This is a genomic window from Devosia sp. ZB163 (assembly GCF_028613635.1).
Taxonomy (GTDB): Bacteria; Pseudomonadota; Alphaproteobacteria; order Rhizobiales; family Devosiaceae; genus Devosia_A.
The window spans coordinates 78,396-105,293 of the sequence record NZ_JAQRMY010000004.1; the positions used below are offsets into that span (position 1 = coordinate 78,396).

At 65.0% G+C, this 26,898-nt stretch carries 28 protein-coding genes; 18 read left to right on the top strand and 10 right to left on the bottom strand.

Annotation, left to right across the window (positions count from 1 at the left end; genetic code table 11):
* Nucleotides 1-40: 40 nt before the first annotated feature.
* The gene (locus PRN20_RS18615) at nucleotides 41-2,011 is read right to left on the bottom strand and encodes a bifunctional 2',3'-cyclic-nucleotide 2'-phosphodiesterase/3'-nucleotidase (protein ID WP_273959139.1); all 1,971 of its coding nucleotides are present in this window, start codon (nucleotides 2,009-2,011) and stop codon (nucleotides 41-43) included.
* A 241-nt stretch (nucleotides 2,012-2,252) separates the two neighbouring features.
* Here PRN20_RS18615 and ypfJ point away from each other — a divergent pair, with 241 nt between their 5' ends.
* The 4 genes from ypfJ (at nucleotide 2,253) to PRN20_RS18635 (ending at nucleotide 5,000) form a co-directional block, all read left to right on the top strand.
* The gene (gene ypfJ / locus PRN20_RS18620) at nucleotides 2,253-3,167 is read left to right on the top strand and encodes a KPN_02809 family neutral zinc metallopeptidase (protein ID WP_273959140.1); all 915 of its coding nucleotides are present in this window, start codon (nucleotides 2,253-2,255) and stop codon (nucleotides 3,165-3,167) included.
* Nucleotides 3,168-3,187: 20 nt separating this feature from the next.
* The gene (locus tag PRN20_RS18625) at nucleotides 3,188-4,021 is read left to right on the top strand and encodes a neutral zinc metallopeptidase (protein ID WP_273959141.1); all 834 of its coding nucleotides are present in this window, start codon (nucleotides 3,188-3,190) and stop codon (nucleotides 4,019-4,021) included.
* Nucleotide 4,022: 1 nt separating this feature from the next.
* Entirely contained in the window at nucleotides 4,023-4,535 is a 513-nt protein-coding gene (locus PRN20_RS18630; protein WP_273959142.1) for a cupin domain-containing protein, read from the top strand.
* 222 nt (nucleotides 4,536-4,757) lie between these two features.
* Nucleotides 4,758-5,000: a hypothetical protein gene (locus PRN20_RS18635; protein WP_273959143.1), complete on the top strand. Its 243-nt coding sequence runs from the start codon at nucleotides 4,758-4,760 to the stop codon at nucleotides 4,998-5,000.
* A gap of 49 nt (nucleotides 5,001-5,049) precedes the next feature.
* Here the strand turns inward: PRN20_RS18635 and carA are convergent, their stop codons facing one another.
* Nucleotides 5,050-6,255: a glutamine-hydrolyzing carbamoyl-phosphate synthase small subunit gene (gene carA, locus PRN20_RS18640; protein WP_273959144.1), complete on the bottom strand. Its 1,206-nt coding sequence runs from the start codon at nucleotides 6,253-6,255 to the stop codon at nucleotides 5,050-5,052.
* A gap of 132 nt (nucleotides 6,256-6,387) precedes the next feature.
* On the opposite strand from carA, the gene PRN20_RS18645 reads away from it, so the two are divergent.
* Nucleotides 6,388-6,756 carry a VOC family protein gene (locus PRN20_RS18645; RefSeq protein WP_273959145.1) on the top strand — a complete coding sequence of 123 codons (369 nt, stop codon included), beginning with the start codon at nucleotides 6,388-6,390 and terminating at the stop codon, nucleotides 6,754-6,756.
* 3 nt (nucleotides 6,757-6,759) lie between these two features.
* The gene (locus PRN20_RS18650; protein ID WP_273959146.1) at nucleotides 6,760-7,212 is read left to right on the top strand and encodes a GatB/YqeY domain-containing protein; all 453 of its coding nucleotides are present in this window, start codon (nucleotides 6,760-6,762) and stop codon (nucleotides 7,210-7,212) included.
* On the opposite strand, the gene PRN20_RS18655 is transcribed toward PRN20_RS18650, so the two are convergent.
* Complete coding sequence (locus PRN20_RS18655; RefSeq protein ID WP_273959147.1) at nucleotides 7,209-8,378, bottom strand: MFS transporter; 1,170 nt, start codon at nucleotides 8,376-8,378, stop codon at nucleotides 7,209-7,211. The genes PRN20_RS18650 and PRN20_RS18655 overlap by 4 nt on opposite strands.
* Before the next feature lie 155 nt (nucleotides 8,379-8,533).
* Between PRN20_RS18655 and PRN20_RS18660 the strand changes: the two genes are divergently transcribed.
* On the top strand, nucleotides 8,534-9,106 hold the full coding sequence (locus PRN20_RS18660; protein ID WP_273959148.1) for an HdeD family acid-resistance protein: 573 nt from the start codon (nucleotides 8,534-8,536) through the stop codon (nucleotides 9,104-9,106).
* Between the two features lie 65 nt (nucleotides 9,107-9,171).
* A complete protein-coding gene (locus PRN20_RS18665) occupies nucleotides 9,172-9,585 on the top strand; it encodes a GNAT family N-acetyltransferase (RefSeq protein ID WP_337956263.1) in 414 nt (137 codons plus the stop codon).
* On the opposite strand, the gene PRN20_RS18670 is transcribed toward PRN20_RS18665, so the two are convergent.
* The gene (locus PRN20_RS18670; protein WP_273959150.1) at nucleotides 9,575-10,378 is read right to left on the bottom strand and encodes a YihY/virulence factor BrkB family protein; all 804 of its coding nucleotides are present in this window, start codon (nucleotides 10,376-10,378) and stop codon (nucleotides 9,575-9,577) included. The genes PRN20_RS18665 and PRN20_RS18670 overlap by 11 nt on opposite strands.
* Before the next feature lie 200 nt (nucleotides 10,379-10,578).
* Between PRN20_RS18670 and dnaG the strand changes: the two genes are divergently transcribed.
* Nucleotides 10,579-12,513 carry a DNA primase gene (gene dnaG / locus PRN20_RS18675; RefSeq protein ID WP_273959151.1) on the top strand — a complete coding sequence of 645 codons (1,935 nt, stop codon included), beginning with the start codon at nucleotides 10,579-10,581 and terminating at the stop codon, nucleotides 12,511-12,513.
* Nucleotides 12,514-12,687: 174 nt separating this feature from the next.
* Nucleotides 12,688-14,766, top strand: a complete 2,079-nt coding sequence (rpoD, locus tag PRN20_RS18680) for an RNA polymerase sigma factor RpoD (protein ID WP_273959152.1) — start codon at nucleotides 12,688-12,690, stop codon at nucleotides 14,764-14,766.
* A 62-nt stretch (nucleotides 14,767-14,828) separates the two neighbouring features.
* Here the strand turns inward: rpoD and PRN20_RS18685 are convergent, their stop codons facing one another.
* Nucleotides 14,829-14,978, bottom strand: a complete 150-nt coding sequence (locus PRN20_RS18685; protein ID WP_273959153.1) for a hypothetical protein — start codon at nucleotides 14,976-14,978, stop codon at nucleotides 14,829-14,831.
* An 82-nt stretch (nucleotides 14,979-15,060) separates the two neighbouring features.
* Here PRN20_RS18685 and PRN20_RS18690 point away from each other — a divergent pair, with 82 nt between their 5' ends.
* The 8 genes from PRN20_RS18690 (at nucleotide 15,061) to PRN20_RS18725 (ending at nucleotide 21,164) form a co-directional block, all read left to right on the top strand.
* Nucleotides 15,061-15,477 carry a hypothetical protein gene (locus PRN20_RS18690; protein ID WP_273959154.1) on the top strand — a complete coding sequence of 139 codons (417 nt, stop codon included), beginning with the start codon at nucleotides 15,061-15,063 and terminating at the stop codon, nucleotides 15,475-15,477.
* A gap of 65 nt (nucleotides 15,478-15,542) precedes the next feature.
* Nucleotides 15,543-15,833, top strand: coding sequence for an HlyU family transcriptional regulator (locus PRN20_RS18695; RefSeq protein WP_273959155.1), 291 nt, complete (start codon nucleotides 15,543-15,545; stop codon nucleotides 15,831-15,833).
* Between the two features lie 74 nt (nucleotides 15,834-15,907).
* Nucleotides 15,908-16,129 carry a hypothetical protein gene (locus PRN20_RS18700; protein WP_273959156.1) on the top strand — a complete coding sequence of 74 codons (222 nt, stop codon included), beginning with the start codon at nucleotides 15,908-15,910 and terminating at the stop codon, nucleotides 16,127-16,129.
* Nucleotides 16,130-16,260: 131 nt separating this feature from the next.
* Complete coding sequence (locus PRN20_RS18705) at nucleotides 16,261-17,034, top strand: hypothetical protein (protein ID WP_273959157.1); 774 nt, start codon at nucleotides 16,261-16,263, stop codon at nucleotides 17,032-17,034.
* 65 nt (nucleotides 17,035-17,099) lie between these two features.
* Nucleotides 17,100-18,083, top strand: coding sequence for a glycosyltransferase family 8 protein (locus PRN20_RS18710; RefSeq protein ID WP_273959158.1), 984 nt, complete (start codon nucleotides 17,100-17,102; stop codon nucleotides 18,081-18,083).
* 70 nt (nucleotides 18,084-18,153) lie between these two features.
* Nucleotides 18,154-18,969 (top strand): glycosyltransferase family A protein, encoded by an 816-nt coding sequence (locus tag PRN20_RS18715; protein ID WP_273959159.1) that lies wholly within the window; start codon nucleotides 18,154-18,156, stop codon nucleotides 18,967-18,969.
* Nucleotides 18,970-18,979: 10 nt separating this feature from the next.
* Complete coding sequence (locus PRN20_RS18720; protein ID WP_273959160.1) at nucleotides 18,980-20,059, top strand: glycosyltransferase family 4 protein; 1,080 nt, start codon at nucleotides 18,980-18,982, stop codon at nucleotides 20,057-20,059.
* 19 nt (nucleotides 20,060-20,078) lie between these two features.
* Nucleotides 20,079-21,164 (top strand): glycosyltransferase, encoded by a 1,086-nt coding sequence (locus tag PRN20_RS18725; protein WP_273959671.1) that lies wholly within the window; start codon nucleotides 20,079-20,081, stop codon nucleotides 21,162-21,164.
* Here PRN20_RS18725 and PRN20_RS18730 read toward each other — a convergent pair.
* The 5 genes from PRN20_RS18730 to PRN20_RS18750 all read right to left on the bottom strand — a co-directional run bounded on the left by PRN20_RS18730 (nucleotide 21,161) and on the right by PRN20_RS18750 (nucleotide 26,846).
* The gene (locus tag PRN20_RS18730; protein WP_273959161.1) at nucleotides 21,161-22,201 is read right to left on the bottom strand and encodes an LLM class flavin-dependent oxidoreductase; all 1,041 of its coding nucleotides are present in this window, start codon (nucleotides 22,199-22,201) and stop codon (nucleotides 21,161-21,163) included. The two genes, PRN20_RS18725 and PRN20_RS18730, sit on opposite strands and share 4 nt — an antisense overlap.
* A 73-nt stretch (nucleotides 22,202-22,274) precedes the next feature.
* Entirely contained in the window at nucleotides 22,275-22,970 is a 696-nt protein-coding gene (locus tag PRN20_RS18735) for a tellurite resistance TerB family protein (RefSeq protein WP_273959162.1), read from the bottom strand.
* 225 nt (nucleotides 22,971-23,195) lie between these two features.
* Complete coding sequence (locus tag PRN20_RS18740; protein WP_273959163.1) at nucleotides 23,196-23,561, bottom strand: hypothetical protein; 366 nt, start codon at nucleotides 23,559-23,561, stop codon at nucleotides 23,196-23,198.
* Nucleotides 23,562-23,714: 153 nt separating this feature from the next.
* A complete protein-coding gene (locus PRN20_RS18745) occupies nucleotides 23,715-24,269 on the bottom strand; it encodes a TIGR00645 family protein (protein WP_273959164.1) in 555 nt (184 codons plus the stop codon).
* A 159-nt stretch (nucleotides 24,270-24,428) separates the two neighbouring features.
* Complete coding sequence (locus PRN20_RS18750) at nucleotides 24,429-26,846, bottom strand: OmpA family protein (RefSeq protein ID WP_273959165.1); 2,418 nt, start codon at nucleotides 26,844-26,846, stop codon at nucleotides 24,429-24,431.
* Nucleotides 26,847-26,898 lie beyond the last annotated feature (52 nt).

The following is a 26,898-nucleotide window of genomic DNA, read 5'->3' on the forward strand; positions in this document are numbered from 1 at the left end:
CTCAAGGGGGAGGGAAGCGTTTGCCGCCGGGTCAGTGCATCTAGAGCGAGATGCGATAGACGCCGAAGCCGGCTTCGTCGGTGTCGCCGGTGGCCTCGATCTTGACCGCGGTGACGTCGGCGAGGTGCTCGGCCGCCTTCGGGCCGGTCGTGAACAGCACGGTGGCTCCGATGGGGGCCAGGGACCAGTTGCTGTCGGCCTTGGGCTGGATGGTCTTCTGGTCGACGATGTAGCGCACGATGATGTCGCGGTTGGTATCGGGACCCTTGAAGACGATCTTTTCCGGATTGATGCCGGGGAACGTACCGCCGCCGCCGGCGCGATAGTTGTTGGAGGCGACGACGAACTTCTGGGCCGGGTCGATCGGCTTGCCGTCGAACTGGAGGTCGACGATGCGGCTCCCGGTGTTGCCCAGGTCCTCACCCTTGGGGCCGTACTTGGACGGCTTGGTGAGGTCGATCTTGTAGGTCACACCGTCGATCACGTCGAAATTGTATGACGGGAAATCCGGGTTGATCAGCGGAGCGTCGGCGGCGCCGGCTGCGACCTGGTTGAAGATGCCGGCCGAGCGGTCGAGCCAGTTCTGGACGTCCTGGCCGGTGACGACCACGGCCTGGATGGTGTTGGGATAGAGGTAGAGGTCGGCGACGTTCTTGATCGCCACGGGGCCGACCGGCACGTCGGTGTAGTAGTCGGGGCCGCCACGTCCGCCGGCCTTGAACGGGGCCGCGGCGGAGAGGATCGGCAGGGCCTCCCACTCGGTGCCCTTCATCATCTGCTCGAGGTACCACTTCTGGGCGATGTTCACGATCTGCACCGACGGGTCGTCGGCGACGAGCGCGAAGTAGGAGTGGAGCGGGGCAGCGGTCTCGCCGACGGCGCGGCGGACATAGGCGAGGGTTTCGTCGTGGTCGTCCTGCGCGGCGGCGAGGACGTTGGCGACGCTCTCGACCAGCGGCTTCACCTTGCCCTCGACGCGCTCGAAGATCGGGCGGGCTTCGGCGGTATGCGAGACGATCGACCACTTGCCATCATCGGCCTTCTCGAGGAGCAGGTCGATCAGGCCCATGTGCGAGCCCCAGAAGCCAGCCATCACGGCGGGCTTGCCGGCCAGCGTGCCGGCGGCGAGGTCCGCGCCTTCGACGCCCTCGAAGTCCTTGGAATTGGGGAAGACGAGGTGCTGGTGGCCGGTGACGATCACATCCACGCCCTCGACCGCGGCGAGCTGGAGCGAGGCGTTCTCGCCGATGCCGATCTCGGGCGCGATGCCGGAGTGGGAGAGGGCGATGACGAGGTCGGCGCCTTCCTCCTTCATCTTCGGCACGTAAGCCTTGGCGGTCTCGACGATGTCGCGGGTGTTGACCTTGCCGGCGAGATGAGTGGCGTCCCAGGTCATGATCTGGGGCGGCACGAAGCCGATGAAGCCGAGCTTGATCGTGTGCTTGGCACCGGCGCCGTCGGTCACTTCTTTCTCGACGATCTTGTAGGGCGCGATGTAGGTGGCATCGGCCAGCGGCTCCGCCCCGAGCTCGCCTTTGACGACGTTGGCCGACACGATCGGGAAGTTGGCGGCGGCTATTGCTGCGTCGAGGAATTCGAGGCCGTAGTTGAACTCATGGTTGCCGAGCGTGCCGGCTTCGTAGCCGAGGACGTTCATGGCCGCGATGATCGGGTGGGGCTCGTTGGTCAGGCCCTTCTCGTAGGCGATGTAGTCGCCCATCGGGTTGCCCTGGATGACGTCGCCGTTGTCGACGAGAACCGAATTGCCGGCCTCGGCGCGGATCGAGTCGATGATCGCGGCGGTACGGGCGAGGCCGAGCGTGTCGTTGGGCGCGTCAGCGTAATAGTCATAGGGGAAGACCGCGACGTGCAGGTCGGTGGTCTCCATGATGCGAAGGTGAGCCTGGCCGGCCGCCGCCTGGACGGCAAACGGGTGCAGGACGACTGCGGCACCGAGCGTCGCCGAACCGGCGAGGAAGGCGCGGCGGGAAATACCATTGTAGTAATTCATGGTCGAAGTCTCCCTGAGCTAATGGATGCCAAAGGGACGGCCGCAACTGCCGTCGACCGCACGCAAACCCGGCGGCCTTCTCCTCTCCCGCCAGCGTGACGGTGCAATGACAGGCGGCGGCATCTGATGAGGTTTTGACCAACTGGTCAACAATCAAGTTGGGACGAAGTTTCGATGGTGGAACCGGTTTGCCCGGCCGCAGCTTATTGATAGAATTCAGCCTCTATTGGAGAACACCCAGATGAAGTGGCAAGGCCGCGAGCGTAGCTCGAACATCGAGGACCGGCGCAGCCAGGGCGGTATGGGCGGCGGATTTGGTCGCTCGGGCGGATTTGGCATTCCCGGAGGCGTCCGCTTGCCGACGGGCCGGGCTGGGGGCGGAGGCCTCGGGTTGCTCGGCATCATCGTTGTGCTGGGTATCATCTGGTTCGTCAGCGGTCAGAACCCGATCGACATCCTGACGGGTGGAGGCGGCGCCGTGGCGCCCTCCAGCCAGCAATGGTCGACTCCGTCCACGGCGGCGGGGGAAGACGAGCTGGCCGATTTCGTCGGTGTCGTCGTCAAGGACACCGAGAACCTCTGGGGTAAGGTCTTCCAGGAGAACAACCTGACCTACCGGCCACCCACAGTCGTCCTGTTCAGTGGCACGACCCAATCTGCATGCGGCGCGGCTCAGTCGGAGTCCGGGCCGTTCTATTGTCCCAACGACAAGAAGGTCTACATCGACCTGAGCTTCTACGACCAGTTGCGCCGGCAGTTCGGTGCGCCGGGCGACTTCGCCCAGGCCTATGTGATCGCGCACGAGATCGGCCATGCGGTGCAGGACCAGACGGGCGTACTGCCCGAGTTCAACCGGGCCCGGGCGACCATGAGCCAGGAACAGCAGAACGCGTACTCGGTGCGCGTGGAACTGCAGGCGGACTGCTATGCCGGCGTGTGGGCCAACTACGCCAACCGGCAGAACTATCTCGAGCAGGGTGACGTCGAGGAAGCGATCAATGCCGCCAATGCCATCGGCGACGACACGCTGACGCGCGGGCAGGTTTCGTCGCGCAACTTCACCCACGGCACGTCCGAGCAGCGCATGGCGTGGCTGAAGCGCGGGATGCAGACTGGCGACGTGGGCCAGTGCGATACGTTCAACGCCAGCATCTAGCTGACGCGAGGGAGAGAGACATGAGCGTGATACCTGCCGGCCTGATGCCGCATATCAAGCGGTTCGGATGGTCCGGCGTCGTCGCGCTCGGCGTCGTCTTCGTGATGCTGGCGGGGATCAATCCCGTCACGCTGATCAGCGGCAAGGTTTCGCCGCCACCACCACCGACGTCCATCACCGGCGTGCCGACGGCATCGGCAACGGTCGAGCAGGTCGCGGCCTATCCGCCCGTCGTTGGCGGGGAGGCGGAGCTGATGTGGCGCCGGTTCTTCTGGCAGACGGCGATCCGATTTCCGCGAGTGACGCTCAAGGTGGTCGAAAACTCCAGCGGCTTCGGCTGCGGCCTCGCGGGCAAGGACCTGACGGTCATGTATTGTCCGCAGAACCGCGTGGTCTATGCCGACGCCGATGCCTATCAGCGGCTGCGGACGCGCTTCCCGCTGGGGGCCGACTACGCCATGGCCTACCTCGTGGCCGAGGCCTATGGCCACCACGTGCAGTGGGCGCTCGGGATATTCACCGACCTCGTGACGCTCCAGACGCAGAACGATCCCGACAAGGTGCGCGCCAAGGAGCTGGCCATCGACCAGCAGGGCGCCTGCTACACGGGGATGTGGACGATCACGGCGGGCATAGACGAGCTCAATGACAATCCGGCGGTGATGGCAGCGGTGGACGCCGTCGAGGCCAATCGCGGCAACGCGATCATCAACCTGCCGCTCGGCATCGTGGTGCCGGAGGTGCTCAGCCGGGCCAGCACCGAGGCGCGCAGCACCTGGTACGGCAAGGGCTACGCCATCCCCGCGCCGGGCAGCTGCAAGCTGGACAAGATCGAGAGCGAAGGGTTGGTGTGAGATGTCCGGAAGCGTCGAAGGCCTGAGGCAGGAGCTCTTCTTCGACGACGGGACATTCCCCAACAGCCGGCTGCCGCTTCTGTTCTACGAGCAGGCGCTTAACCGGACTGCGACGAGCCCCGAGGGCATGGAAGCGCTGTTTGCCGAGAACGGCTGGCCGCCGGCGTGGCGGGCGACCATCTTCACCTATCACCACTATCATTCGACGGCGCACGAGACGCTGGGCGTGGCACGCGGTTCGGCGCGGCTGATGCTCGGTGGACCCGAGGGGCGGACATTCGACGTCGAGCCGGGCGACGTGATCGTCATCCCGGCGGGCGTCGCCCACATGCGGATCGATTCGAGTTCGGACTTCCTCGTCGTAGGCTGCTACCCGCCGGGGCAGGCCTGGGACCTGCTGCGCGGCGAATCGGATGAACGGCCGGCCGCGGACCACAATATTGCGCGTGTTCCGATGCCCCGGACGGACCCGGTGAGCGGCCTCGAGGGACCGCTGCTGAAGCGCTGGAGCTAGGCGCGAAACCAACGGTAACGTGGCAAATATGCCTTGGGTTCCACGTTCTTGGGCCGTTCCCGTGTACCCAAGAAATGACCAGCAAATGAACCTGAGGGAGCCGTTATCCAGCCGGTTGGCGGTCACATTCCTCCCTAGTCTTGCTCCTCGTGGACGGCACTAACGCCGCCACCGGGGCTGGGCCACCAGCCACGACCACCTCACATGGAAGGAAAACTATCCATGAAGAAGATCCTGATCACCATTGCAGCCATCGGCCTCTCCACTGCGGCTTTCGCCCAGGCAGCGCCTGTGACGTACGCCACCGTGGATACGGACACCAGCGGCGGCGTCAGCATCGCCGAGGCGCAGGTGGCTTGGCCCACTCTGACCCAGGAAGCGTTCGACGCGGCGGACACCAACAAGGACGGCCAGCTCGACCAGGCTGAGTTCGACGCGTACGTCGCTACGCTCCCGGCCCAGTAAGCGCGGTCAGACCTGACCGATGGGGGCCGTCCGAAAGGGCGGCCCTTTGCTATTCGCCGGCCTTCACCTGCTCGGGCATCTGCGCCATCCCCTTCTGGGCGCGCACCAGGTTGAGGAAGCGCGTGAAGAGGTAGTGGCTGTCGTGCGGGCCGGGGCTGGCTTCGGGGTGGTACTGCACCGAGAAGATCGGCTTGCCCTCGACCTCGAGGCCGGCATTGGAGCCATCGAACAGCGAGACGTGGGTCTGCTTGACGTTGCCCGGCAGGCTTTCGGTGTCGACCGCGAAGCCGTGGTTCATCGAGGTGATCTCGACCTTGCCGGTGGTGAGGTCCTTGACCGGATGATTGGCGCCGTGATGGCCCTGGTGCATCTTCTCGGTCTTGCCGCCGACGGCGAGGCCGAGAAGCTGGTGACCGAGGCAGATGCCGAACATCGGCTTACCGGTCTCCATCAGGGCCTTGATGGTCGGGACGGCATACTTGCCGGTGGCGGCCGGATCGCCCGGACCGTTGGAGAGGAAGATCGCGTCGGGGTTGTGCGAGAGCACGTCCTTGGCCGTCGCCGTGGCGGGCACGACGGTGACCTTGGCGCCCTGGTCGGCAAGCTGGCGCAGGATGTTGCGCTTGGCGCCGTAGTCGATGGCGACGACGTGGAACTCGGGATTCTCGAGTCGACCGTAGCCGCCCGTGCGCGTCCACGAGGTCTGGTCCCAGTGGTAGGTCTGGGCGGTCGTCACTTCCTTGGCGAGGTCGAGGCCCTCGAGGCCGGGGAAGGCCTTGAGTTCGGCAATCATGGACGGCTCGTGGAAATAGCCGTCGGGAGCATGGGCGATGACGCCGTTGGGCATGCCCTTCTCGCGGATACGGGCCGTCAGGGCGCGGGTGTCGACGCCGGCGATGCCGATGATGTTGCGCTTCTTCAGCCAGGCATCGAGCTTTTCGACGGCCCGGTAGTTGGACGGGTTGGTGATGTCGGCGCGGAGCACGCAGCCGCGGATGCCCGAGAGTGCGGCCATGTTGACCGTCTCGATATCCTCGTCGTTGGTGCCGACGTTGCCGATATGCGGGAAGGTGAAGGTGATGATCTGGCCGGCGTAGGAGGGATCGGTGAGGATCTCCTGGTAGCCGGTCATCGCCGTATTGAAGCAGACCTCGCCAGCCGAGTGGCCGATGGCGCCGATACCGTGGCCCTCGAGGCGGGTGCCGTCGTCGAGCAGCAGGAGGGCGGTCGCGGGCTTTTGCTGCCAGCCGGTCATGGCGGGGCTCCAAAGGTTCTGGTCGGTGTCGGTTGAGGCCCCTCCTTAGTTGGGGGGCCGTCGGAGCGCAAGTGGCGCACCGGCATTATTGCGCTATATGGGGTGCGGCAAAGAGGGGACAAGGCAAGCATCATGGCTGCGATTGACCGTGAGATTGGCGGAGTTTTCGTACCGGTGAGCGACATCGAAAGATCGCGCGACTGGTACCGGGCGTTTTTCGGGCTCGAGCCTGGCGGCGAGATCCTGTTCGGGCATATCCATGTGGTGCCGATGGCGGCCGGCAGCGGGCTGGTGCTCGACAGCAAAGACTACATCGGGCCGCATGACAGGAAGCCGGCCTTCCACTTCAACACTTCCGACATCCAGGCGGCGCGCGAGCATGCCATCCAGCGGGGCGCTGCCGAGGTCGGGCCGGTCACCGATGGCGTGTTTTTCACGTTCAAGGACCCGGACGGAAATCTCATGATGGTGGCCGACGTGCCGCCCGCACCAAGGAGTTAGTGAATGCGCGAGCTGATCAGCGAAGGTTACAAGACGGCGCTGAAGGCCGGCGACAAGCGGCGCACGGCGACGTTGCGTGCGGTCATTGCGGCGATCAAGGACAAGGACATCGAGGCCCGCGGCACGGGCAAGGGACCGCTGAGCGACCCGGACCTGCTCGCGCTGCTGCAGAAGATGGTGAAGCAGCGCGAGGAATCGCTGGGCATCTACGAGAAGGCGGGCCGCGAGGACCTCGCCACCGTCGAGCGCGAGGAGATCGCCATTCTCGGCGAGTTCCTGCCCAAGGGGCTGAGCGAAGCCGAACTCGAGGCGGCGATCGCCGACGCCATCGGCAAGACCGGCGCGCAGGGCGGCAAGGACATGGGCAAGGTGATCGCCTCGCTCAAGGCCGAGTACGCCGGCCAGATCGATTTCGGCAAGGCTTCGGCCAGGATCAAGGCGGCGCTGGGGAGCTAGGCGCTCGCCAGCGACAGTTGCCGGCGCTCCAGCAAGAACGACAGGGTCGCCGTTGCAGCAGCCAGCAGGCTCGTGATCACGCCCACGGCGGGGAGGTCGGCATAGCGGATGCCGCTCGTCAGCAGGATGGCGCCGATGCCCGCGCCGGCCGCGATCCCGATGTTGAACGCCGTCGAGATCAGCGCAGAGGCAAGGTTGGGAGCTGAATGGGCAGCCGCGATGACGCGCGTCTGCAGCGGCGTCGAGAAGGCGAAGCCGAGGATCGACGAGATCAGTAGGTTCACCGTCATCCACACCTTGTCGTGCATGGCGAACAGCATGGTGAAGTAGAACAGCGCCTGCAGCAGCAGCACCGTGATCAGCGTGGGCATCGGCTTCCAGTCGGTGCCGCGACCACCCAGGTAGATGCCGAGCACCGAGCCGAGACCGCCGATCAGCAGATAGAACGGCACGATCGAGGGCGAGAGGCCGGTGACCTGCTCCATGATCGGCACCTGATAGGTGCCGAAGGTGAGCGCGCCGACCATCACGAAGGTGATCGTCAGGTACGACAGCCAGACCTGCTGGTGGCGCAACTCGCGAACCTGCTCGCCGAGGCTGGGGGCGTTCTCGCCGGGTGCGCCGGTCCTGGGGACGCGCAGGATCAGGACGACGGCAGCAATTGCACCCAGCACAGCGACAGTGATGAAGGTTGCGCGCCAGCCGAAGTGCAGGCCGATGGCGCTGCCGCCCGGCAGGCCGAGCAGGTTGGCGACGGTGATGCCGCTGATGAAAAGCGAGAAGGCGCCGCCACGGCGCTCGGGCGGAACGAGGTTGGCGACGAGGACATTGCCGGCCCCGAAGAAAGCACCGTGGGCGATCGAAGAGAGCAGGCGTGCCGCGAGCAGCAACCCATAGTCGGGCGCGAATGCGCAGAGGACCTGCGAGACGGTGAAGAGCACCATCACGCCGATCAGCACACTGCGCTGCGAATAGCGGGACGTCAGGACCGTGAGGATGGGCCCTCCGATGGCGACGCCTGCCGCATAGGCCGTGACGAGCAGGCCGGCAGTGGGAATCGAGACGGCGAGATCCTCAGCGAGGGGAGGCAGGATGCCCGAGATGACGAACTCGGCCGAGCCAACGGCAAAGGCGGCAAGCGCCAGAGCGTAAATTGCGAGTGGCATCGGAAAAGCCTCAAAACATGATTGGGCGTGGGTAAGATCACTTCTCCAGTGCCGACGCAAGTTCGGTGCATAAGGCTGCGGCGGCCCGGAACGGGTTTGGCGGCGCGTGAAAATCGGCTAACCTCAAGTCAGGCAATGACATTGGAGGCGGACCGATGGCGATCTCGAGCGACACGCGCAGGCGCTGGGCATGGATCACAGGGCTGAGGGGCCTGCTGATGCTGCTCGCCGGCATTTATGCGATCATCTTCCCGTCGCAGGCGCTCGTGGTGCTGGTCCTGTTCGGCGGCGCTTTGTTGCTGGTCGATGGCGTGCTGGGGCTGTGGAGCCTGACCTTCGGTGGTGCGAAGACCGGCAACTACTGGTTCGACGTGGTGCGCAATGCACTGGCGATCATCACGGGCGTGCTGATCCTCATATCGCCGTTCGTTGCCACACTGCTGACAGCGACCTTCCTCGTCTACCTCGTCGCGTTCCAGTCGATCTTCGTGGGCGTGATGGAGATCTGGGTGATCGTCCGCGAGCGCGAGCACTACGCCAAGATCTGGCCGGTGCTGCTGTCGGGCGTGGCCTATGTGGTGTTCGGCGTGGCGCTGCTGTTCTTCCCGATGACGGCGGCCTGGGTGTTCGTGATCCTGGGCGGAATCCTCGCCATCATCTTCGCCATCGGCCTCTTCGGGCTGGCATGGCGGATGTATCAGAGCGCGAAGGGCGCGCCGAAAGCCTGAGCCGATCCGCGATGGCGTCCGCCATTACCTTCCACAGGCTGTCCGACGTGCCCTCAGAGCATTGGGTGCGACTGCTCAATGATCCGGATGTGCGCCGACACATGCCGCTCGCCGGGGGCGAGTGGCAGGAGGGTCAGGCGCGCGACTGGGCAGCAAGCAAGGACGCGCAGTGGGACGCGAACGGCTACGGTCCGTGGGCCATCCGCATCGATGGGGATTTTGCCGGCTGGGGCGGCTTCCAGGAGGAAGGCGACGAGGCCGACCTCGGCCTGGTACTCCTCCCTGGATTCTGGGGGCACGGCGCGCGCATCTTCGGTGAGCTGGTGCGGCGCGCCCGCGAGATGAAGCTCAGCAATGTCACGATCATGCTGCCTCCGAGCCGCGTGCGGATGAAGGGCCTCGCACGACTGGGGTTCGTACCGGCGGGCGAGGTCGAATACGATGGACAGCGGTTCGTGAAGTTCAGGCTCAACGGCTAGCGGTGGTCGCCCGCTCGATCTCGGTGTTGAACACAGCGCCGAGCACGAGGATCTGGGCCGAGTTGTAGAGCCACAGCAGCAGGACCACCGCGGCGGAAACGGAGCCGAAGGTGGCTTCGTAGTTGCCCCAGTTCTCGACATAGATCGAGAAGACGGCGCCCGCGAGCAACCACAGCAGCGAGGCTAGGATTGCGCCCGGCCAGATGTAGCGGAACTTGCGCGGATGCCGGTCGGGCCCCCACCGGTAGAGCGCGGCGAGGACGCCGATGGTCAGCACGAAGAGGACCGGCCAGCGCAGCACCAGGACGAGGACCTCCTCCCCGGAGGGCCAGGGGAGGAGCGCGGGGAGGCCCGCCACGGCGAGCAGGGCGAGCACGACGAAGATGGCGCCGGCGATGCTTAGCCCGATTGCGTAGAGCAGTGCCTTGAAGAAGCTGCGCCGCGGCTTCTCCCCGCGGATGCGCGACATGGCGTAGAGCAGCGCATCGACGCCACGAGAGCCGCTCCACAGGGCGAAGGGCACGGTGATCAGCAGGCCCAAGCCCAGGGTCGCCGGAGGCTGTGAAGCGAGCATGTCGAGTTGCTCGGCGACGATGTTCCGCGCCATCTCCGGGATCACGTAGCCGACGCTGTCGATCGTGTCGGCGACCATCTGGCGATTGGCGACGATGCCGTAGATCAGCGCGATCGTGGCAATGGCGGGAAAAAAGGACAGGAAGCCGAAGAACGCCACCGCCGCGCAGCGGGGCGCGTTGTCGGGATCGAGGAAGAACGACCTGAAGGTCGCCAACATGATGCCCTTCCACCTGTCGAAGGCGTGAGGACGCTCAGTGGTAGCGGCCGGGCTGGATGCCATTGGACGGACCCGTGGAGGCTGTCGTTGCTCAACGATGTCGAGCGATGCTGGTTGCCCAGCATGCTTCCCGTGACGCCATTAGCTGTGTAGGGATAGGACGGGCTCGCGGACTGACGGCCCGCCTCAAGATTGTTCCGATGCGCTTTTCCGACGGCTTCCTCGATGAGATCCGGCAGCGCCTGCCGATTTCGCAGGTGGTGGGCGAGCACGTCATCTGGGACAAGCGCAAGAGCCAGCCGCAGCGCGGCGACATGTGGGCCTGCTGCCCGTTCCATGGCGAGAAGAGCCCGAGCTTTCACGCCGATGACCGGCGCGGCATCTACCACTGTTTCGGCTGCGGAGTATCCGGTGACCACTTCCGGTTCCTGACCGAGAAGGCGGGGATGAGTTTCCCCGAGGCGGTGGAGAAGCTCGCGGGCATGGCCGGCGTGCCGATGCCGGCGCGGGACGAGCGCGAGGAGCGGCGGCAGGAAGCACGGCGTTCGCTCTACGACGTGATGGAGATCGCGACCCAGTATTTCGAGGCGGCCCTGAGCCACAATATCGGCGCGCGGGCTCGCGGCTATCTGCACGAGCGCGGCGTGAGCGCGGCGTCGCAGACGCGATTCCGGCTGGGCTATGCCCCCGACAGCGCCAATGGCCTCAAGGAGCATCTCGCCTCCAACGGCGTGTCGGCGCAGGAGATGGTCGATACGGGGTTGGTCGTGGTGCGCGAGGACTCGCCGCTCCCCTACGATCGCTTCCGCAACCGGGTGATGTTTCCGATCACCGATTTTCGCGGCAAGGTCATCGCGTTCGGCGGACGGGCGCTCTCGCCGGACGTACCGGCCAAGTACCTCAACTCGCCGGAGACCGAGCTCTTCAAGAAGCGGCTCAACCTCTACAATGGGCAGACGGCTCGCGAGGCGGCGCGGTCGGGCAAGCAGGTCATCGTGGTCGAGGGCTATCTCGACGTGATCGCGGCGGTGACGGCGGGCTTCGATGGAACGGTGGCGCCGATGGGCACCGCGCTGACCGAAGAGCACCTGCAACTGCTCTGGCGGATGAGCGACGCACCGATCCTCTGTTTCGACGGGGACGCGGCGGGCCAACGCGCCGCTGCGAAGACGACCGACCTGGTGCTGCCGCATCTTCAGCCGGGTCGCACCGTCAGGATCGCCACGTTGCCGGAGGGGCAGGACCCGGACGACCTGATCAAGGCCCAGGGCAGGGGCGCCTTCGCCGAGGTGATCGACCGGGCGCGTTCGTTGTCCGACGTGATCTGGAGCATCGAGACGGGCGGCATCGTGCCGGAGACGCCGGAGGCGCGTGCTGCGCTCGAGGCGCGGCTCAAGGCGCGCGCCGGCGCCATCGGTGATCAGTCGGTCAAGCGGCACTACATGCAGGCCTTCGACGAGAAGCTGCAGGCGTTCTTCGCACCCGTGCGGCAGCAGCGCTGGGAAGGGCGCGGCGGCAACCAGCAGCGCGGAGGGCGTGGGGGGAACTCGTTCGCCGGTCGCGGCAGTCCGCGCGTCGTGGTGTCGGATACGCTGCGGAACTCGCGGCTGCTGAAGCCGGGCAGGGGGCTCGACGCCACCCCGCGCGAGGCGGCGATCCTGATGACGCTCGTCAACCATCCGGCGCTTGCCGACAGCCGGCTCGAATCACTTGCGTCGCTCGAGCTCTCTTCGCCGACCTCGCGGAACCTTCTGGGCGCGTTGCTGGACCTCGTGACGCGCGACCACGATATTTCGGCGGAGGCGCTGAGGGCGGCTCTGGGCGCCCGCGGCTATGGCGAGCCGATCGACAAAATGCAGGATCTGCTGGCGCGTCAGGGGGTTTGGCAGACCGGATCGGAGATCGCCGATCCCGACGCCGAGATCGGATTAGCGCATGCCCTGGCCTTGCATTACAAATCTGTTGAGCTAAATAAGGCCCTGAAGGCAGCCGAATTGGCGCTGGGCGACGACCCGAGCGAGGAAACATTCGAACGGCTGCGGGACATCCAGAACCAGATCACCACCGTCGATGGCACAGAGGCATTGATCGAAGGGTTTGGTTCGTTATCGGGGCGCGCGACACGGAGCTTTTAGTGAAGGCTGCGGGTACGCGCGATTTCGCTTATGGGCGAATCACTCCGATGACGGACAAGTGACGGCACATCGGAAACCGTCGCGCCAGAGCTTCCCTTTACGATGTTTCAAGCCGTGACCACTTAACGACTTATCGGCACCCGACCAGGCGGGGCGCCCGGAGCAGCAAGCTAGATGGCCACCAAGGCAGCGACACAGACCAAGCCCAAAGACGTTGAGAAGCCGGAAGTTGCCGGCGCAGCTGGGGCTGAGGCCCCCGATAGCCCGCTGCTCGACCTATCCGATGCCGCCGTAAAAAAGCTGATCAAGACCGCCAAGAAGCGCGGTTATGTCACCTATGAAGAACTGAACGCCGTTCTGCCCTCGGAGGAGGTCAACTCCGAGCAGATTGAGGACATCATGGCGATGTTCTCCGACATGGGCATCAACGTCGTCGACGAGGACGAGGTCGAAGAGGCCGAGCCCGATACGGCCGAGGAAGAGTCGACCGAGATTGCCGAGCGTACCGGCACGGCCGTTGCGTCCAAGTCCAACGCTCGCGAGGGCAGTGACCGCACCGATGATCCGGTGCGCATGTACCTGCGCGAGATGGGCTCGGTTGAGCTGCTCAGCCGCGAGGGCGAAATCGCCATCGCCAAGCGCATCGAGGCCGGTCGCGAGACCATGATCGAGGGCCTGTGCGAGAGCCCGCTGACCTTCCAGGCCATCATCATCTGGCGCGACCAGCTGGCCAATGCCGAGATTCTGCTGCGCGACATCATCGATCTCGAGGCGACCTATGCCGGCCCCGATGCCAAGCGCGAAGCACCGGTGATGCCTGCCGAGATCGAGCGTCCGGCCGAGAAGCGCGAAGACCCCAAGGCGGCCAAGCCCAAGCCGGCTCCCAGGAAGGCTTCGGGCGGCGAGGAAGACGACTACGTTCCCGAGGAGCCCGAGGCGCCGCAGGATCCGGTCGAGGAAGAAGACGACGATTTCGAGAACTCGCTGTCGCTTTCCGCAATGGAAGCGGAGCTGAAGCCTCAGGTCGTCGCGACCTTCGATCGCATCGCCGAAGCCTATGGCAAGATGCGCAAGCTCCAGGACCAGCATGCCGAGGATCGCCTGGCTGGCGCCGCTCCGGCGAGCGCGGCCGACCTCAAGAAGCTCGATGGCCTGCGCGGTGAGGTGATCACCGACGTGAAGTCGCTGAGCCTCAACCAGGGCCGTATCGAGAGCCTGGTCGAGCAGCTTTACGACATCAACAAGCGCCTTGTGCGCTATGAAGGCCGCCTGCTGCGCCTCGCCGAGAGCTATGGTGTCAAGCGCGAGGACTTCCTGCAGGCCCACTACGGGAGCGAACTGGACCAGGACTGGGTCGGCACGATCTCGAGCCGCTCCGGCAGGGGCTGGGGTGAATTCGCCAAGCGCGAAGTCGACACGATCAACGAAATCCGTGGCGAGATCCACACGCTCGCGACCGAAACCGGTCTCGACATCGCCGAGTACCGCCGCATCGTCCACAAGGTGCAGAAGGGCGAGCGCGAAGCCGCGATTGCGAAGAAGGAGATGGTGGAGGCCAACCTCCGCCTCGTGATCTCGATCGCCAAGAAGTACACGAACCGCGGCCTGCAGTTCCTCGATCTGATCCAGGAAGGCAATATCGGTCTCATGAAGGCCGTCGACAAGTTCGAGTACCGTCGCGGCTACAAGTTCTCGACCTATGCCACGTGGTGGATCCGGCAGGCGATCACCCGCTCGATCGCCGACCAGGCGCGCACCATCCGTATCCCGGTGCACATGATCGAGACGATCAACAAGATCGTCCGTACGTCCCGCCAGATGCTCCACGAGATCGGCCGCGAGCCGACCCCGGAAGAGCTGAGCGAGAAGCTCCAGATGCCGCTCGACAAGGTCCGCAAGGTCCTCAAGATCGCCAAGGAGCCGATCAGCCTGGAGACGCCGATCGGCGACGAGGAGGATTCGAACCTCGGAGATTTCATCCCGGATTCGAACGCCATCCAGCCGATCGATGCGGCGATCCAGTCGAACCTGCGCGAGACCACGACCCGCGTGCTGGCGTCGCTGACGCCGCGCGAGGAACGCGTGCTGCGCATGCGCTTCGGCATCGGCATGAACACCGACCACACGCTCGAGGAAGTCGGCCAGCAGTTCAGCGTGACGCGCGAGCGTATCCGCCAGATCGAGGCCAAGGCGCTGCGCAAGCTCAAGCACCCGAGCCGCAGCCGGAAGCTCCGCAGCTTCCTCGACAACTGAGTTTGTCGGCATGTTGAATCAAGAAGGCCCGGGTCAATGACCCGGGCCTTTTTGCTTTTCGCTCAGGCGGGGGCGGCTCTAGCGCTGCCCCAGCCGCTGCAGCCAATCAGGTGCGGCCACGGCTCGGGCATGCGCCAGAACTGCACGGCGATCCAGCCGTTGAGACCGAGCAGGCCCATATGGATCAGGGCGCGACCAAAAACCGTGTTCAAGCAATGAAATGAACGATGTTCAAAAATCAGGTGGGGAACAGCGGCGTGCGGTGTCCGTTCTCTCAGCGAGAGGAGAACGTTTATGGACAAGCGGATCGAGCAGCTCTTCGCCGAGTACGGCAGGTCGTTCAGTGCGCTGCAGCTGCAGAAGACGGCTGGGCTGTACGCCGATGACTTCATCGCGGCGGGACCGAAGGGGATAATCTCGCAGAAGCGCGAGGAGTTCCTCAGCAATGCCGGGAAGGCGGCGGAGTTCTATCGTAGCGTCGGGCAGCAGTCAGCCGAGGCGCTGGCAATGAAGGAGACGTGGTTCGGCGATGACTATGTGATGGTCACAATCCACTGGGGCGTAACCTTCGAGAAGCTCGACAAGCCCGTGGAGTTCGACGTCAGCTACCTTGTCCAGCTTACCGACGACACGCCGAGGATCATCCTTTTCATCAGCCACGAGGACGAGGAAGAACTGATGAAGAAGCTGGGCCTGTTGAACGCGGCCTGAGTTGTGGACAAAGGGCGGCCCACAGCCTAAAGCGGGCGGGCAAAGCTATTGAGGCCGAGGTCCTGATGTCGTTCTGGAAAAATCTGTTCGGTGGCGGCGGGGCCACGAAGTCGATCGAGCCGGCGGTGGTCGGTGAAGAAAGCTACAAGGGCTACGCCATCAAGGCGATCACCATGACGGTGGGCAGCGAATACCAGCTGGCCGGGACGATAGAAAAAGAGATCGATGGCGAACTCAAGAGCTACAAGTTCGTGCGGGCGGACCGTTTCTCCTCCAAGGAAGACGTGGTGAGCTTCTCGCTTGCCAAGGGCCGGCAGATCATCGACGAACAGGGCGACGCGATCTTCCGCAGCTGAGCTTTCGAACATTTCCAGACGCGCCCTGGTGTACTTGCCGGGGAACTCGGCGTTTCGGACGAATGGAGACGACCATGGCCAAGAAACCTACCGCCCGCAGCGAATTCGTGCTGTTCGACATCGTGTACGAGGACGACAGCCAGCGCTCCAACCGCAAGGTGCCCGCCGACCTTCTGGGCGGCCTCGACAAGGACGAGCCGGCCAAGACCTTCATCATGGAGCAGGACCAGGCCATCGCCGAGAAGTCCGGCGTTCCCCCGCTGCAGATCAAGTCGATCAGGCGGAGCGGGAAGTAGCGGCTATCCATGACCTCCCGCGATCACGACAACAGCCTCGGACACAGGTAGCGATACGCGTGCGAGGTTGGCTCAAGTCACAGGAACGGGCCATTCGCAGGCTCGTGCTGTCGATCAGGACGGCGCGGCGCGTGCGCAAATCGACGCCGCAACGCGGCATCGAACGTCATGGCCTGCCGGGGCGACTGATCGTCTCCTTGACCTCGTACCCGGATCGGTACGCGACGCTATCGCTGACGATCAAGTGCCTGCTCTCCCAATCAGTTTTGGCAGATTGCACAGTCCTGTGGGTTTCCGCCGAGGATGCCAGAAAGCTCCCCGAGGACGTGCTTGCGCTTCGAAGTCATGGGCTGACCATCGCAGAGTGCGACGACATCGGATCCTACAAGAAGATCATACCGGCCCTGAGGGCGTACGCGGACTGCAACATAGTCACGGCCGACGACGACCACTACTATCCGCCGGACTGGTTGGCGACCCTGGTCAGGGGACAGCATGAGCGCCCGGGAGCGATAGCCTGCCATACGGCTCGCGTCATCCAATTCGGAGATCAGGGCGAGTTGCTGCAATACCGGTTCTGGCCGCTTGCCACGACCGCGGACAAGGGACCGCTGCTACCTACCGGGTATGGCGGCATTCTCTATCCGCCCGGCAGTCTTCCGGAAGAGACTCTCGACGAGACCGCATTCCGCGAGTTGTCACCCACGGCAGACGACCTCTGGCTCAGATGGATGTCAGGTCGCCGTGGCGTCGATGTCCACATGGTTCCGGATGGGCGGCCGCTGCTCGAGTGGCATGGCTCGCAACGGCTGAATCTCCTTCGGTACAACATCTACAACGGCGGAAATGACCGGCAGATCAAGAGACTGGTCGAACGGTACGGCTTGGAATTTCTGCGGGTGTAGGCAGCCGATTTATGCGCGGGGGCGCCAATAGACCGGAAATGAACAGCCGGGTGACAGGAGTACGGATGAGAGAAGAAATTTCCGTCGCATTTGCGGTGGACCGCGGCTACTTCAATCAAGCGGCGGTGGTGATCGCCTCGATCCTGGCCAACACCTCCAGGCCCGACGATTTGCGTTTCCACATTGTCCACGCCGAGGACGAAGCGTGGGTGGCCGAGCAGATCGTGAGCTGGCGGGCTCCCCACGTCCGCGCGGTGCGGGCACAGAACCCCTTCGACGAAATCGGTCACAACACGCATGTCAGCCGGGCAGCGCTCCTGCGTACGCTGCTACCCGTCCTGCTTCCGCATCTCGATCGAGTGATCTACCTTGACGCGGACGTGATCGTAACCGGCGACATCGCTGACCTGTGGGGCGTCGATCTGGGGGAGAATGCCATCGGAGGGGTTGTTGATGTCGGCGTCTACATCAGGATGACGCGGGCCGAGCAACAGACCGAGAACGAACTCCGGGACTGCCAACTCCTACTCGGACTGAACCCGGACGAGAATGAGTACGTGAACTCAGGCGTGCTCTTGATGGACCTGGCAAAGCTGAGGGAGGTAAGGTTCAGCGAACTGGCCCGGGACATGGACGAAGAGTATCGCGACCGACTGATGTTCGTCGACCAGGACATCATCAATGCCCTGCTGGCGGATCGGATGAAGTTGCTCGATCCGCGGTGGAATGTTTCGGCGCAGGTCTGGTCGAGAAGTGGGCGGCGCCGCCACTACTACGTGCTGGAACGGCTTGGCCGCGAAATGGCCCTCCAGGCTCGCAATCACTGGCTGATCCACTGGACCGGACCCAGTAAGCCCTGGAACGACAGCAGGGTGGCTTTCGGTGGCATGTGGTGGAGGTATGCCGAGGCGAGTGGCGTACAATGGCGTCGCCCCGCGCCCGCCCGCCGGACCTTGGGCACCGCGCTACGCAATTGCTGGCTTGATAGCCGGGCCGCGATTTCGGCGCTGAGCTACCGCATTAGTCGCCCGGCGGCCAAGCGCAAGTGACGGATGCAGGATAATGAGTAAGGGACTGCGGCCGGAGCGCAAGCCAAGGTACCGGCTATGGTGGGAGCGCTTGACCACTGAGCTCAATTCGCGCGGCATGGCGGCCAGGATGCGGCAGGAAGAGCCGAGAATGGCAGAAGTCCGGCATACGCTGCCGGCAGATCTGGTCATCTCCCTTACTTCCTATCCGCCACGTTTTCCGACCCTGGTCTTGACTATCAAGAGCTTGATCCGCCAGTCGATCCGCCCCGATCGCATAGTGCTTTGGTTGGCCCATGGCGACGCGGCCAGGCTGCCAAAAGACGTGGCTGCCCTTTCGCCGTTTGGGCTGGAGGTCCGCGAGTGCGAGGATGGCAGATCGTACAACAAGATCGTTCCGGCACTCGAAGCGTTTCCGGAAGCCTTCATCGTCACCGCTGATGACGACCGGTACTATCCTCCCGAATGGCTCGACGTGCTGGTTCGCGGGCAGCTCGCAGCTCCTGGCGCCATAGTCTGCCATCGTGCGCGCGTGATGCAGTTCGATGAACACGGCAGCCCACAGGCCTACAAATCCTGGTATGGCGCGGTATCCCCCGACGACGGTCCGCTGATGCCCGCGGGGTATGGAGGGGTGCTCTATCCTCCCGGTTCCCTTCCAAAGGAGGCGACCGATCGGGATGTGTTCACGAAGCTATGTCCCACCGCGGACGATCTGTGGCTGAAATGGATGTCGGCAGCCGTGGGAACGCGAGTGAGGTTGATTCCGGAGCATGGTCCCCCTTACGAGTGGCCCGGGTCCCAGTCGGTCGGGCTCGTGCGGACGAACATCCGGCAAGGCGGCAACGACCGGCAGGCGCAGGCACTCGCGACCCGGTTCGGCACCGCACACGTAGCCGCGTCTTGAGGAGCATCCGATGAAGATCACCCCTCAAGACAGGGCCATCGCGCTGAAGGTTCTGTACCCAAACTTCAAGCTGGTGCAGACCGGCGTCAGTTCCACGATCTTTGCGCTCCTCCCGGCCTTGCGGGCGATGGGGGTGGATGTTTCGATTGTGGGCGTGGGGCCCAGACATGGAGAGGCACGCAACGACAACAAGGCTGGCAACCGGCCGGACGCGCGAGTCGTCGTCTGGCACGCCAGGCGCAACATCGAGATGCTGGCGGGCCTGCTGCTGAGGACGTTGCGTCCATCCACGCGAGTCGTGTTCACGTCTGCGGCGCAACGAAAGCACACGCGCTACACGGACTTCCTCATGTCCAAGGTGGATGCCGTGGTCGCCACTTCGGGAAAGAGCGCGAGCTTCGTGGACCGCGAGTCCCGGATCATTCCGCATGGCGTGAATACCGCAAGGTTCTCACCAGTAGACAGCAGGAGCGAACTGAAGCAACAGCTTGGCCTCGACCCGGGGGCTTCGTATGTGGGCGTCTTCGGCGCGGTACGACCAAGCAAGGGAACCGACCTCTTCATTGATGCTATGATCGCAAACGCCGGCGAAAGACCCGAATGGAAAGCGCTGATCGTCGGCAACGTCGTTCCCGCCCAACGCCGCTACGCCGAGGAGCTGCAGCAGCGCGTCGCTGCAGCCTCGCTGTCCGACCGGATCACCTTCCTGGGGCACGTGGCGGATGCTCGCGACTACATCAGGGCAGTGGATATATGCGTTGCGCCCAGCCGCAACGAAGGATTTGGACTGACGCCGCTGGAGGCGATGTCGTCCGGCGTTCCGGTAATCGCAAGCTCGGCCGGCTCCTATGCCGAGACAGTCGTCGATGGCCAGTCGGGGCTGCTGTTCGAGACCGGCAGTTCTGCTTCGCTCGCCCAAGCCCTCGTCAGGCTCATGGATGATGACCAGCTGCGAATGGCACTGGGCAAGAGCGGGCGCGAGCGCGTCCTGGCGTCATTCAGCGTCGAGCGCGAGGCGGCGGCCCTGCTGGACCTCTATCGTGGGCTGGCTCGCGACAGCCTTCCGGGGTTGGTGCGGCCGCGGCGATGAGAAGGCGAGTGAATTGGCGATGAAGGTCCTGCATGTGGAGCCGGGCAAGGGCCTGGCGGGTGGCGGGCAGCAGGTCCTCTACATCGTCGAGGGGCTGCGCTCGCGCGGCGTCGAAGGCGTGGTTGCGTGTGAACCGGATGGACCGCTGGACACCCAGCTGCGCGCCATGGGCATCCGAACCGCGCCCACCATCTATTCCGGCGACGCTGATCTCTTCTACGCGGCGCGCCTGCGCGACCTGGCCGCGAGGGAGGGCGCGGACCTCGTCCACCTGCACAGCCGCCGCGGGGCGGTCCTCGGCATGATCGCGGCAAAGTGGGCGGGAGTTCCGTGCGTAACCTCCCGCCGCGTAGACGATCGCCTCAGTTCGCCCGTCAGCGTCTGGGCGCACAGCCGTCTCAACGCACGCGTCGTCTGCATTTCAGATGCGATACGACGGGTCATGCAGAACGCAGGCGTGCCGGCTGACAAGCTTGTCACGATCCGTTCGTCTGTCGATCCCGCGCCCTGGCAGCATCCGGCGCCGCGCCCGGAGTTCCTGGCCGAGTTCGCGCTGCCCGACGATGCCTTCGTCATCGGCGTGGTCGCTCAGCTGATCCCTCGCAAGGGGCACCGCTACCTGTTCGAGGCCCTCTCGGAGCTCGCTTCGGAGCGGGTTCGGGTCGTCGTGTTCGGCAATGGCCGGAGCCAGGCGGAGCTCGAGCAGATGGTGGCGCAGCTCGGGCTCGGAGCGGTGGTGCAGTTCGCCGGGCAGCGCTGGGACCTGCCGCGCTGGATGGGCAACCTGGACCTGCTGGTCCATCCGGCGACCATGGAAGGGCTGGGAGTGGCGCTGCTGCAGGCATCGTCCGCCGGCGTGCCGATCGTCGCCTCGGCGGCGGGAGGGATCATCGAGGCGGTTCGGCATGGTGTCAACGGGCTGCTCGTACCCCCGGCGGACGTGCCGGCCCTGCGGGAGGCGATCGCATTGCTCCTCGCCGACGAGAGCCGCGGCGTGGAAATGGGGCGGGCCGGCATGGCGCTGATGGCGAGCGAGTACAGCGCGGGCGCCATGGTCGAGCAGCACATCGCCCTCTACCAGGGCATCCTCGCCAATCGAAACTAGGCGCCGAGCGCCTTCTGTACCGCCGGCTTCACCACGGTGCCGAAGAGCTCGATGGCCTTCATGACCTTGTCGTGGGGCAGGGTGCCGACGCTCAGTTGCAGGCCGAAGCGGTCGTGCTGGAACCACTCGTGCTGCATCAGGATCTTGTCGATGACCTGCTGGGGCGAGCCCATGAAGTAGGCTCCCGCAGGCCCGGCGCCGGCTTCGAACTGGGCGCGGGTGGTGGGGGGCCAGCCGCGTTCGCGGCCGATGCGGGCCATGGCCTCGTGGTGGGTCGGGAAAGCGATATCTAGCGCGTCCTGGGAGTCCTCGGCGATGAAGCCGTGCGACGAGATGCCGATAGGCAGCTTGCTCACGTCATGGCCGACCTTCTCGGCGGTCATGCGGTAGAGCTGGGTAAACTGGCGGAATGCTTCGGGATTGCCGCCGATGATGGCGAGCATGAGGGGCAAGCCATAGTAGGCGGCGCGAGCGACTGAATTCGGAGTGCCGCCCACCGCGATCCATAGCGGCAGCGGCTCCTGGATCGGCTTGGGGTAGATGGCGATGCCGGGGATGGGCTTGGTGTGGTCGGAGCCGGGCCATTCGACCTTGCCGCCCTCGCGGATCTTCAGCAGCTCGGCGAGCTTTTCCTCGAACAGCGAGTCGTAGTTCTCGAGGTCGTAGCCGAAGAGCGGGAAGCTCTCGATGAACGAGCCGCGGCCAGCCATGATCTCGGCGCGGCCGCCCGAGAGCAGGTCGAGCGTGGCGAACTGCTGCCAGACGCGGATGGGGTCGTCTGAACTGAGGACGGTGACGGCGGTGGAGAGGCGGATGCGCTTGGTCACGGCCGCCGCCGCGGCAAGGATCGTTACCGGGGCCGAAGCGACGAAATCGGGACGGTGGTGCTCGCCAAGGCCGTAGAAATCGAGCCCGACCTCATCGGCCAGCTTGATCTCCTCGAGCAGGTCCTTGAGGCGCTCGGCCGGCGACTGGAGGTGCCCGCCGTTCAGCGGGTCCGGCGTGTTCTCGGCGAAGGAGTAGAGTCCGATTTCCATGGCGCGATCCTCTCGTGACGCGCCCTAGATGGCTGTGCGCTCCGACGAGCGCAAGAACGCACAGCCCTGTAACTCAGACGTTGCCGGTCGGAGCGTAGGTCGTCGGCGACACGGCCGGGGCGGCGGGCACTTCGTGGCCAGCCTGCCGGTGGATCTCCTCGACGAGGCCCTTGGACAGGTTGAGCTTGAAGGCCAGCGCCTCGAGATAGCTCTTCTCGGCCGCGGTATCGGGCTTCATCGCCACGAGGGAGGCCGCGTAGATCTCGGCGGCGTGCTCGGGCGTGTCGGCGCGGGAGGCGACGGCATTGAGATCCAGCGGGCTCGCCAGTTCGTCGAAGACGAAGGCCTTCTCCTCCGGCGACAGCGGCATGCTCTCCAGCTTCTTGAAGATGCGCTCCTTCTCGTCGGCGTCGATCTGGCCGTCGGCCTTGGCCGCGGAGATCATCGCCCGGACGAGAGACTTGCCCAGTTCCTCGGTCTGGTAGGCCGCCTGGGGAGGCGGAACGAAGGCGTCACGGTTGGGCGCAGGCTGGCCGTCCGACGGCGCGCCGGCCTGCTGCTGGTTCTTCTGGTGCTGCTGCCAGGCCGAGTAGGCAAGACCACCGACGGCGGCGACGGCGCCGACCTTGGCCACGTTGCCGACGAGCTTGCCCAGCCCGCCGCCGGAAAGGAGCATACCGGCGGCCAGCCCTGCAGCACCCGTCACCGCCGTCCGCTGCGCGTTCGGGTCGGTCTGCAAGGCTTTGATGATGCCGTCGATGTTGAACATGGTTCACTCCCGCTAGGTGCTTTGTGACACGCAGTTAGGTACCCCATGGCCGCTTCGCAAGGATGACGGGCACCCGGTGGGCGACAAATGTGCCTCAGGGCCGCCGACGGCCAGAAAAATGCCCCGACACGGGGGAGGTGCCGGGGCTTAGGGTGCTTCGGAAGGGAGGGGCCGAAGCCTGTGTCGTGAGTAGTCTGGTTCTTGTTCTTGTTGTCTCGTCAGCCGTTACGGGCTGGTTGCCGGAGCGGCCGGGGCGGGCGTCGTTGCCGGAGCAGCGTCAGCCGGAGCGGCGTCAGCCGGAGCAGCGTCAGCCGGAGCGGCCGGCGTCGTCGCCGGAGCCATCGGGGTCGTCTCGACTGCCGGGGCCATGGGAACAAGCTCAGTCGCAGGAGCCTGCACGGCCGGGGTGTTATTCACGGTCGTCGACGTCGTCGACGGGCCAGAGTTGGCCGAGAAGACCAGGTAGCCGATGGCGAGCAATGCCAGCGCCACGATGATGCCGACGAACCACCCGGTCGCATTGGATTCGCGGGTATAGGTCGTGCGGGTCGTGTCGTCGGTGTAGATGGGATCGCGTTCAGGGACGGCCATTATCAAGCTCCTCTGTTGAGTACCTGGCGAAAGAACGCCGCTCCCGCGAGTATTGTTCCAACTTGAGCAGTTAAATGCTGCGGAGAGCCGGTTTCTCCCCGCAACGTCTTGTTATTGCGCGTCTATCGGTACCCCGGTCGAGCCGGGAAGCGATCACAATCCAGCGGACTCGACGGCCTTTTCGGCCCCGATCTTCGTCGATTTGCCGATCGTCTTGGTCTGCGCCGACACCCTGTCGATGAAGGCGAGGAACAGGGCCGACACCACGAAGGCGAGGTGGATGAGCGTGTACCACATCAGCTGGTCGGTGGAGTGGGTGCCGACGTTGAGGAAGATCTGGAGCAGGTGGATCGAGGAGATGGCGACGATCGTCGAAGCCACCTTGATCTTGAGCGAGCCGGCATCGATCTCGCCCAGCCAGTGCACCGAGCCCTCGTTGTCGAAGCGCGAGACGTAGTTCTCGTAGCCGGAGATGATGACCATGACCACGAGGCTCGCGACCAGCGCGGCATCGATCAGGCCAAGCATCTTGAGGATGGCGTCAGCGTCGTCGATCGTGAAGACGTGGCTGACGAAATCGAACAGCTTCACGCCGAAGACCACGGCGTAGACAGCCAGCGCGACGGCGAGCCCAAGGTAGAACAACACAAGCAGCCAACGCGAGGCGAGGATGACCGCTTCGATGATGAGCTCGAGACGCTTGGGCATAGGCACTCCGGCACAAACTTGGAGGGTGACAGATAGCGAAAAATGGCGAGGTGACAAGGGGTGCGGTGACGCAGGGGCGCGAGGAAAACCGGAGCCGCCGCCCATAGAGAAAAGGGCCGGGGAGATCCCCGGCCCTTCGCATGTCTGCGCTTTGGCGCCTTACTTGTTGGCGACGGTCACCAGCGGGGTGATGCGCTTCAGCACCACGCGCCGGTTGAGCCGCTCGGCGCCATCGGTCTTCACCTTGAGGTAGCGCTCGCCATAGCCCTGGGTGACCAGGTTCTCGGGCGGCACGTCGTAGAAGTCGGTGAGGATGCGGGCGACGGTCGCGGCGCGGGCATCGGACAGGATCAGGTTGGACTGATCGCTGCCCACCGCGTCGGTGTGGCCTTCGATGAGGAACACCTCGCCCGGATTGTCCTCGAGCAGCGACAGCATGGCGTTCGCCACCTTGCTGAGCGCTCCGACCTGGGTCCGCGAGATAGTCGCCGCGGCCGTGTCGAAGGTGAGGCTGCCCACCTCGACGCGGCGCACCGAGTCACGCAGACGGGCCGAACGCTTCACGTCCTCGATCGTGTAGATCTTGCGGACCTTCTCGACGGGCGGCTCGCGGAAGAAGCCCTCGACATCGTCCTCGTCGGCATAGTCCGCGTCGAGGATGTAGTCGCGGATCGGGATCGTGAGCCGGAGCGGAGGCAGATCCTCGCCCGGATCGCGCCAATCGCCGAAGTAGTTGTCCTCGTCGTAGTTATCCTCGTCGTAGTAGGCGAGGACGTACTCGCGGCCGTCGGGCATGATGCGCGAACGCTTCAGCACGTTGCCCCAGCGATCGCGGATGGTGACGATCTGCACGCCGTTCGGGCGCTCGATAGTCTCCTTCACGCGGCCATTGGAAAGCCGGTCGTAGTAGACCTCGTCGCGGTCGCTGTCGCGAATGCGGTCGAAGTCCTGACCTGGGTTCGAGATGACCAGGTTGACGCCGATCTGGAAGATGAAGCCGGAGTCCGTGTAGTTGTTGCCGCCGCCGCCGGGGCGGCCGCCGCCAGGACGGTTGTCACCGGGGCGGTTCCCGCCCTGACCACCATTGTTGTTGTTGATGGTAGTGTTGTTGGTGGTGGTGGTGGTCGTGACGTTGGTCACGTTCGTCACGTTGTTGATGATCGTGACGTTCTGCGGCACCTCGACCGGAGGCAGCGCCTCGAGGGTGATGCGCTCACCTTCGACTGTCTTCAGCGATTCCACCTGGATCGGAGCGATCTCCGCCTGAGCGGCCCTGTCGTCGGCCGGCGGGGCAACCGCAGGCTCGGCAGGCTGCTCAACTGGCGGCTGGCCAGCGGCCGTCTCGGTGGAGACGTCCTTGAAGCTGTCGAGCACGGGTGCTGCGGTTTCGGGAGCAATCGTATCGGGCAGCACTTCGACTGCCTGCGGCGTCACGTCCTCATTGGCGCCCGGCAGATCGGCGAGCGGCGGCGGCGGCGGTTCGGACGGAGCCGCGACCTCGGGGACCGGGGGCAGAACGATGTTGTTCTGCGCCAGGCACGCTGCGACATCGGTCACGCCGAGTACGGCGCAGATGTCGGCGAACTGCCGATTGGCCGCGTCGATCGTCGACTGGCCGGAGGCATCGCCAGCCTCGAGCTGCCCGATGCCGACGTTGTAGAGTTCGGCGGCAACGTTCAGCTGGTCGAGGGCTGCCGCCCGCGGATCGGCCGCGTCGGCATCAGCCGGCTGGTCGGTCGGGCCGGCTTCGGCAGGCTGCTCGGCTGCCGGCTGTTCAGCGGGTTGCTCGGCTGCGGGTTCTTCCACCGGCTGCTCAGCAGGCTGTTCCGCCGGCTGCTCGGCCGCGGGTTCCTCAGCGGGCTGCTCGGCCGGAGGTGCCGGCAGCGGCGGGAGTTCCTGGCCGATGCACGACTGGATGTCCGGATAGCCGTTGGTGGTGCAAAGCTGGAGGATCTTGGCCTCGGCAGCAGCCGCAGCAGCCTGTGCTGCCGGATAATCGGTCGCGGCGAGGTCGAGGGCAGCCTGATACTCATCGAGCGCGGCCTGCAACTGGGCGACGAACTCGGCCTGCTGCTCCTCGGCGGAGGGCTCGGCCGGCTGCTCGGGCTGGGCAGGCTCCTCAGCGGCGGGGGCCTGTTCCTGGGCCGGGGCGGGCTCTTCGACCGGCGCCGGCTCTTCGACAGGAGCGGGTTCTTCAGCCGGAGCGGGTTCCTCTGCGGGAGCCTGTTCCTGGACCGGAGCGGGCTCCTCGACGGGAGCGGCTTCCTCGGCCGGTGCGGGCTCTTCGACTACGGCGGGTTCCTCGGCGGGAGGCGGCTCTTCGGCCTGCGGCTCCTCGGCGGGCGCCGGCTGGCCGCCGCCGGTGATCGCGGCGATGCATTCCTCGATGCTCGAGTAGCCGTTGACGATGCAGACCTCGCGCAGGGCGGTTTCAGCGGTGGAAATGGCGTCGGCATCGCCGGACGCCTGGGCGTCCAGCAGCGCCTGGTACTCAGCCTGCTGCGCCCAGGCAGAAGTGGGCACCAGTGCGAGCACTGCGAGACTGGTACCGGTCAGGAGCCAGTTGCGAAAGCGCATGGGTTTTGTCCTTTTTTTGGAGTCAGTTATTCGAGAAGTGACGCTGTCCTGC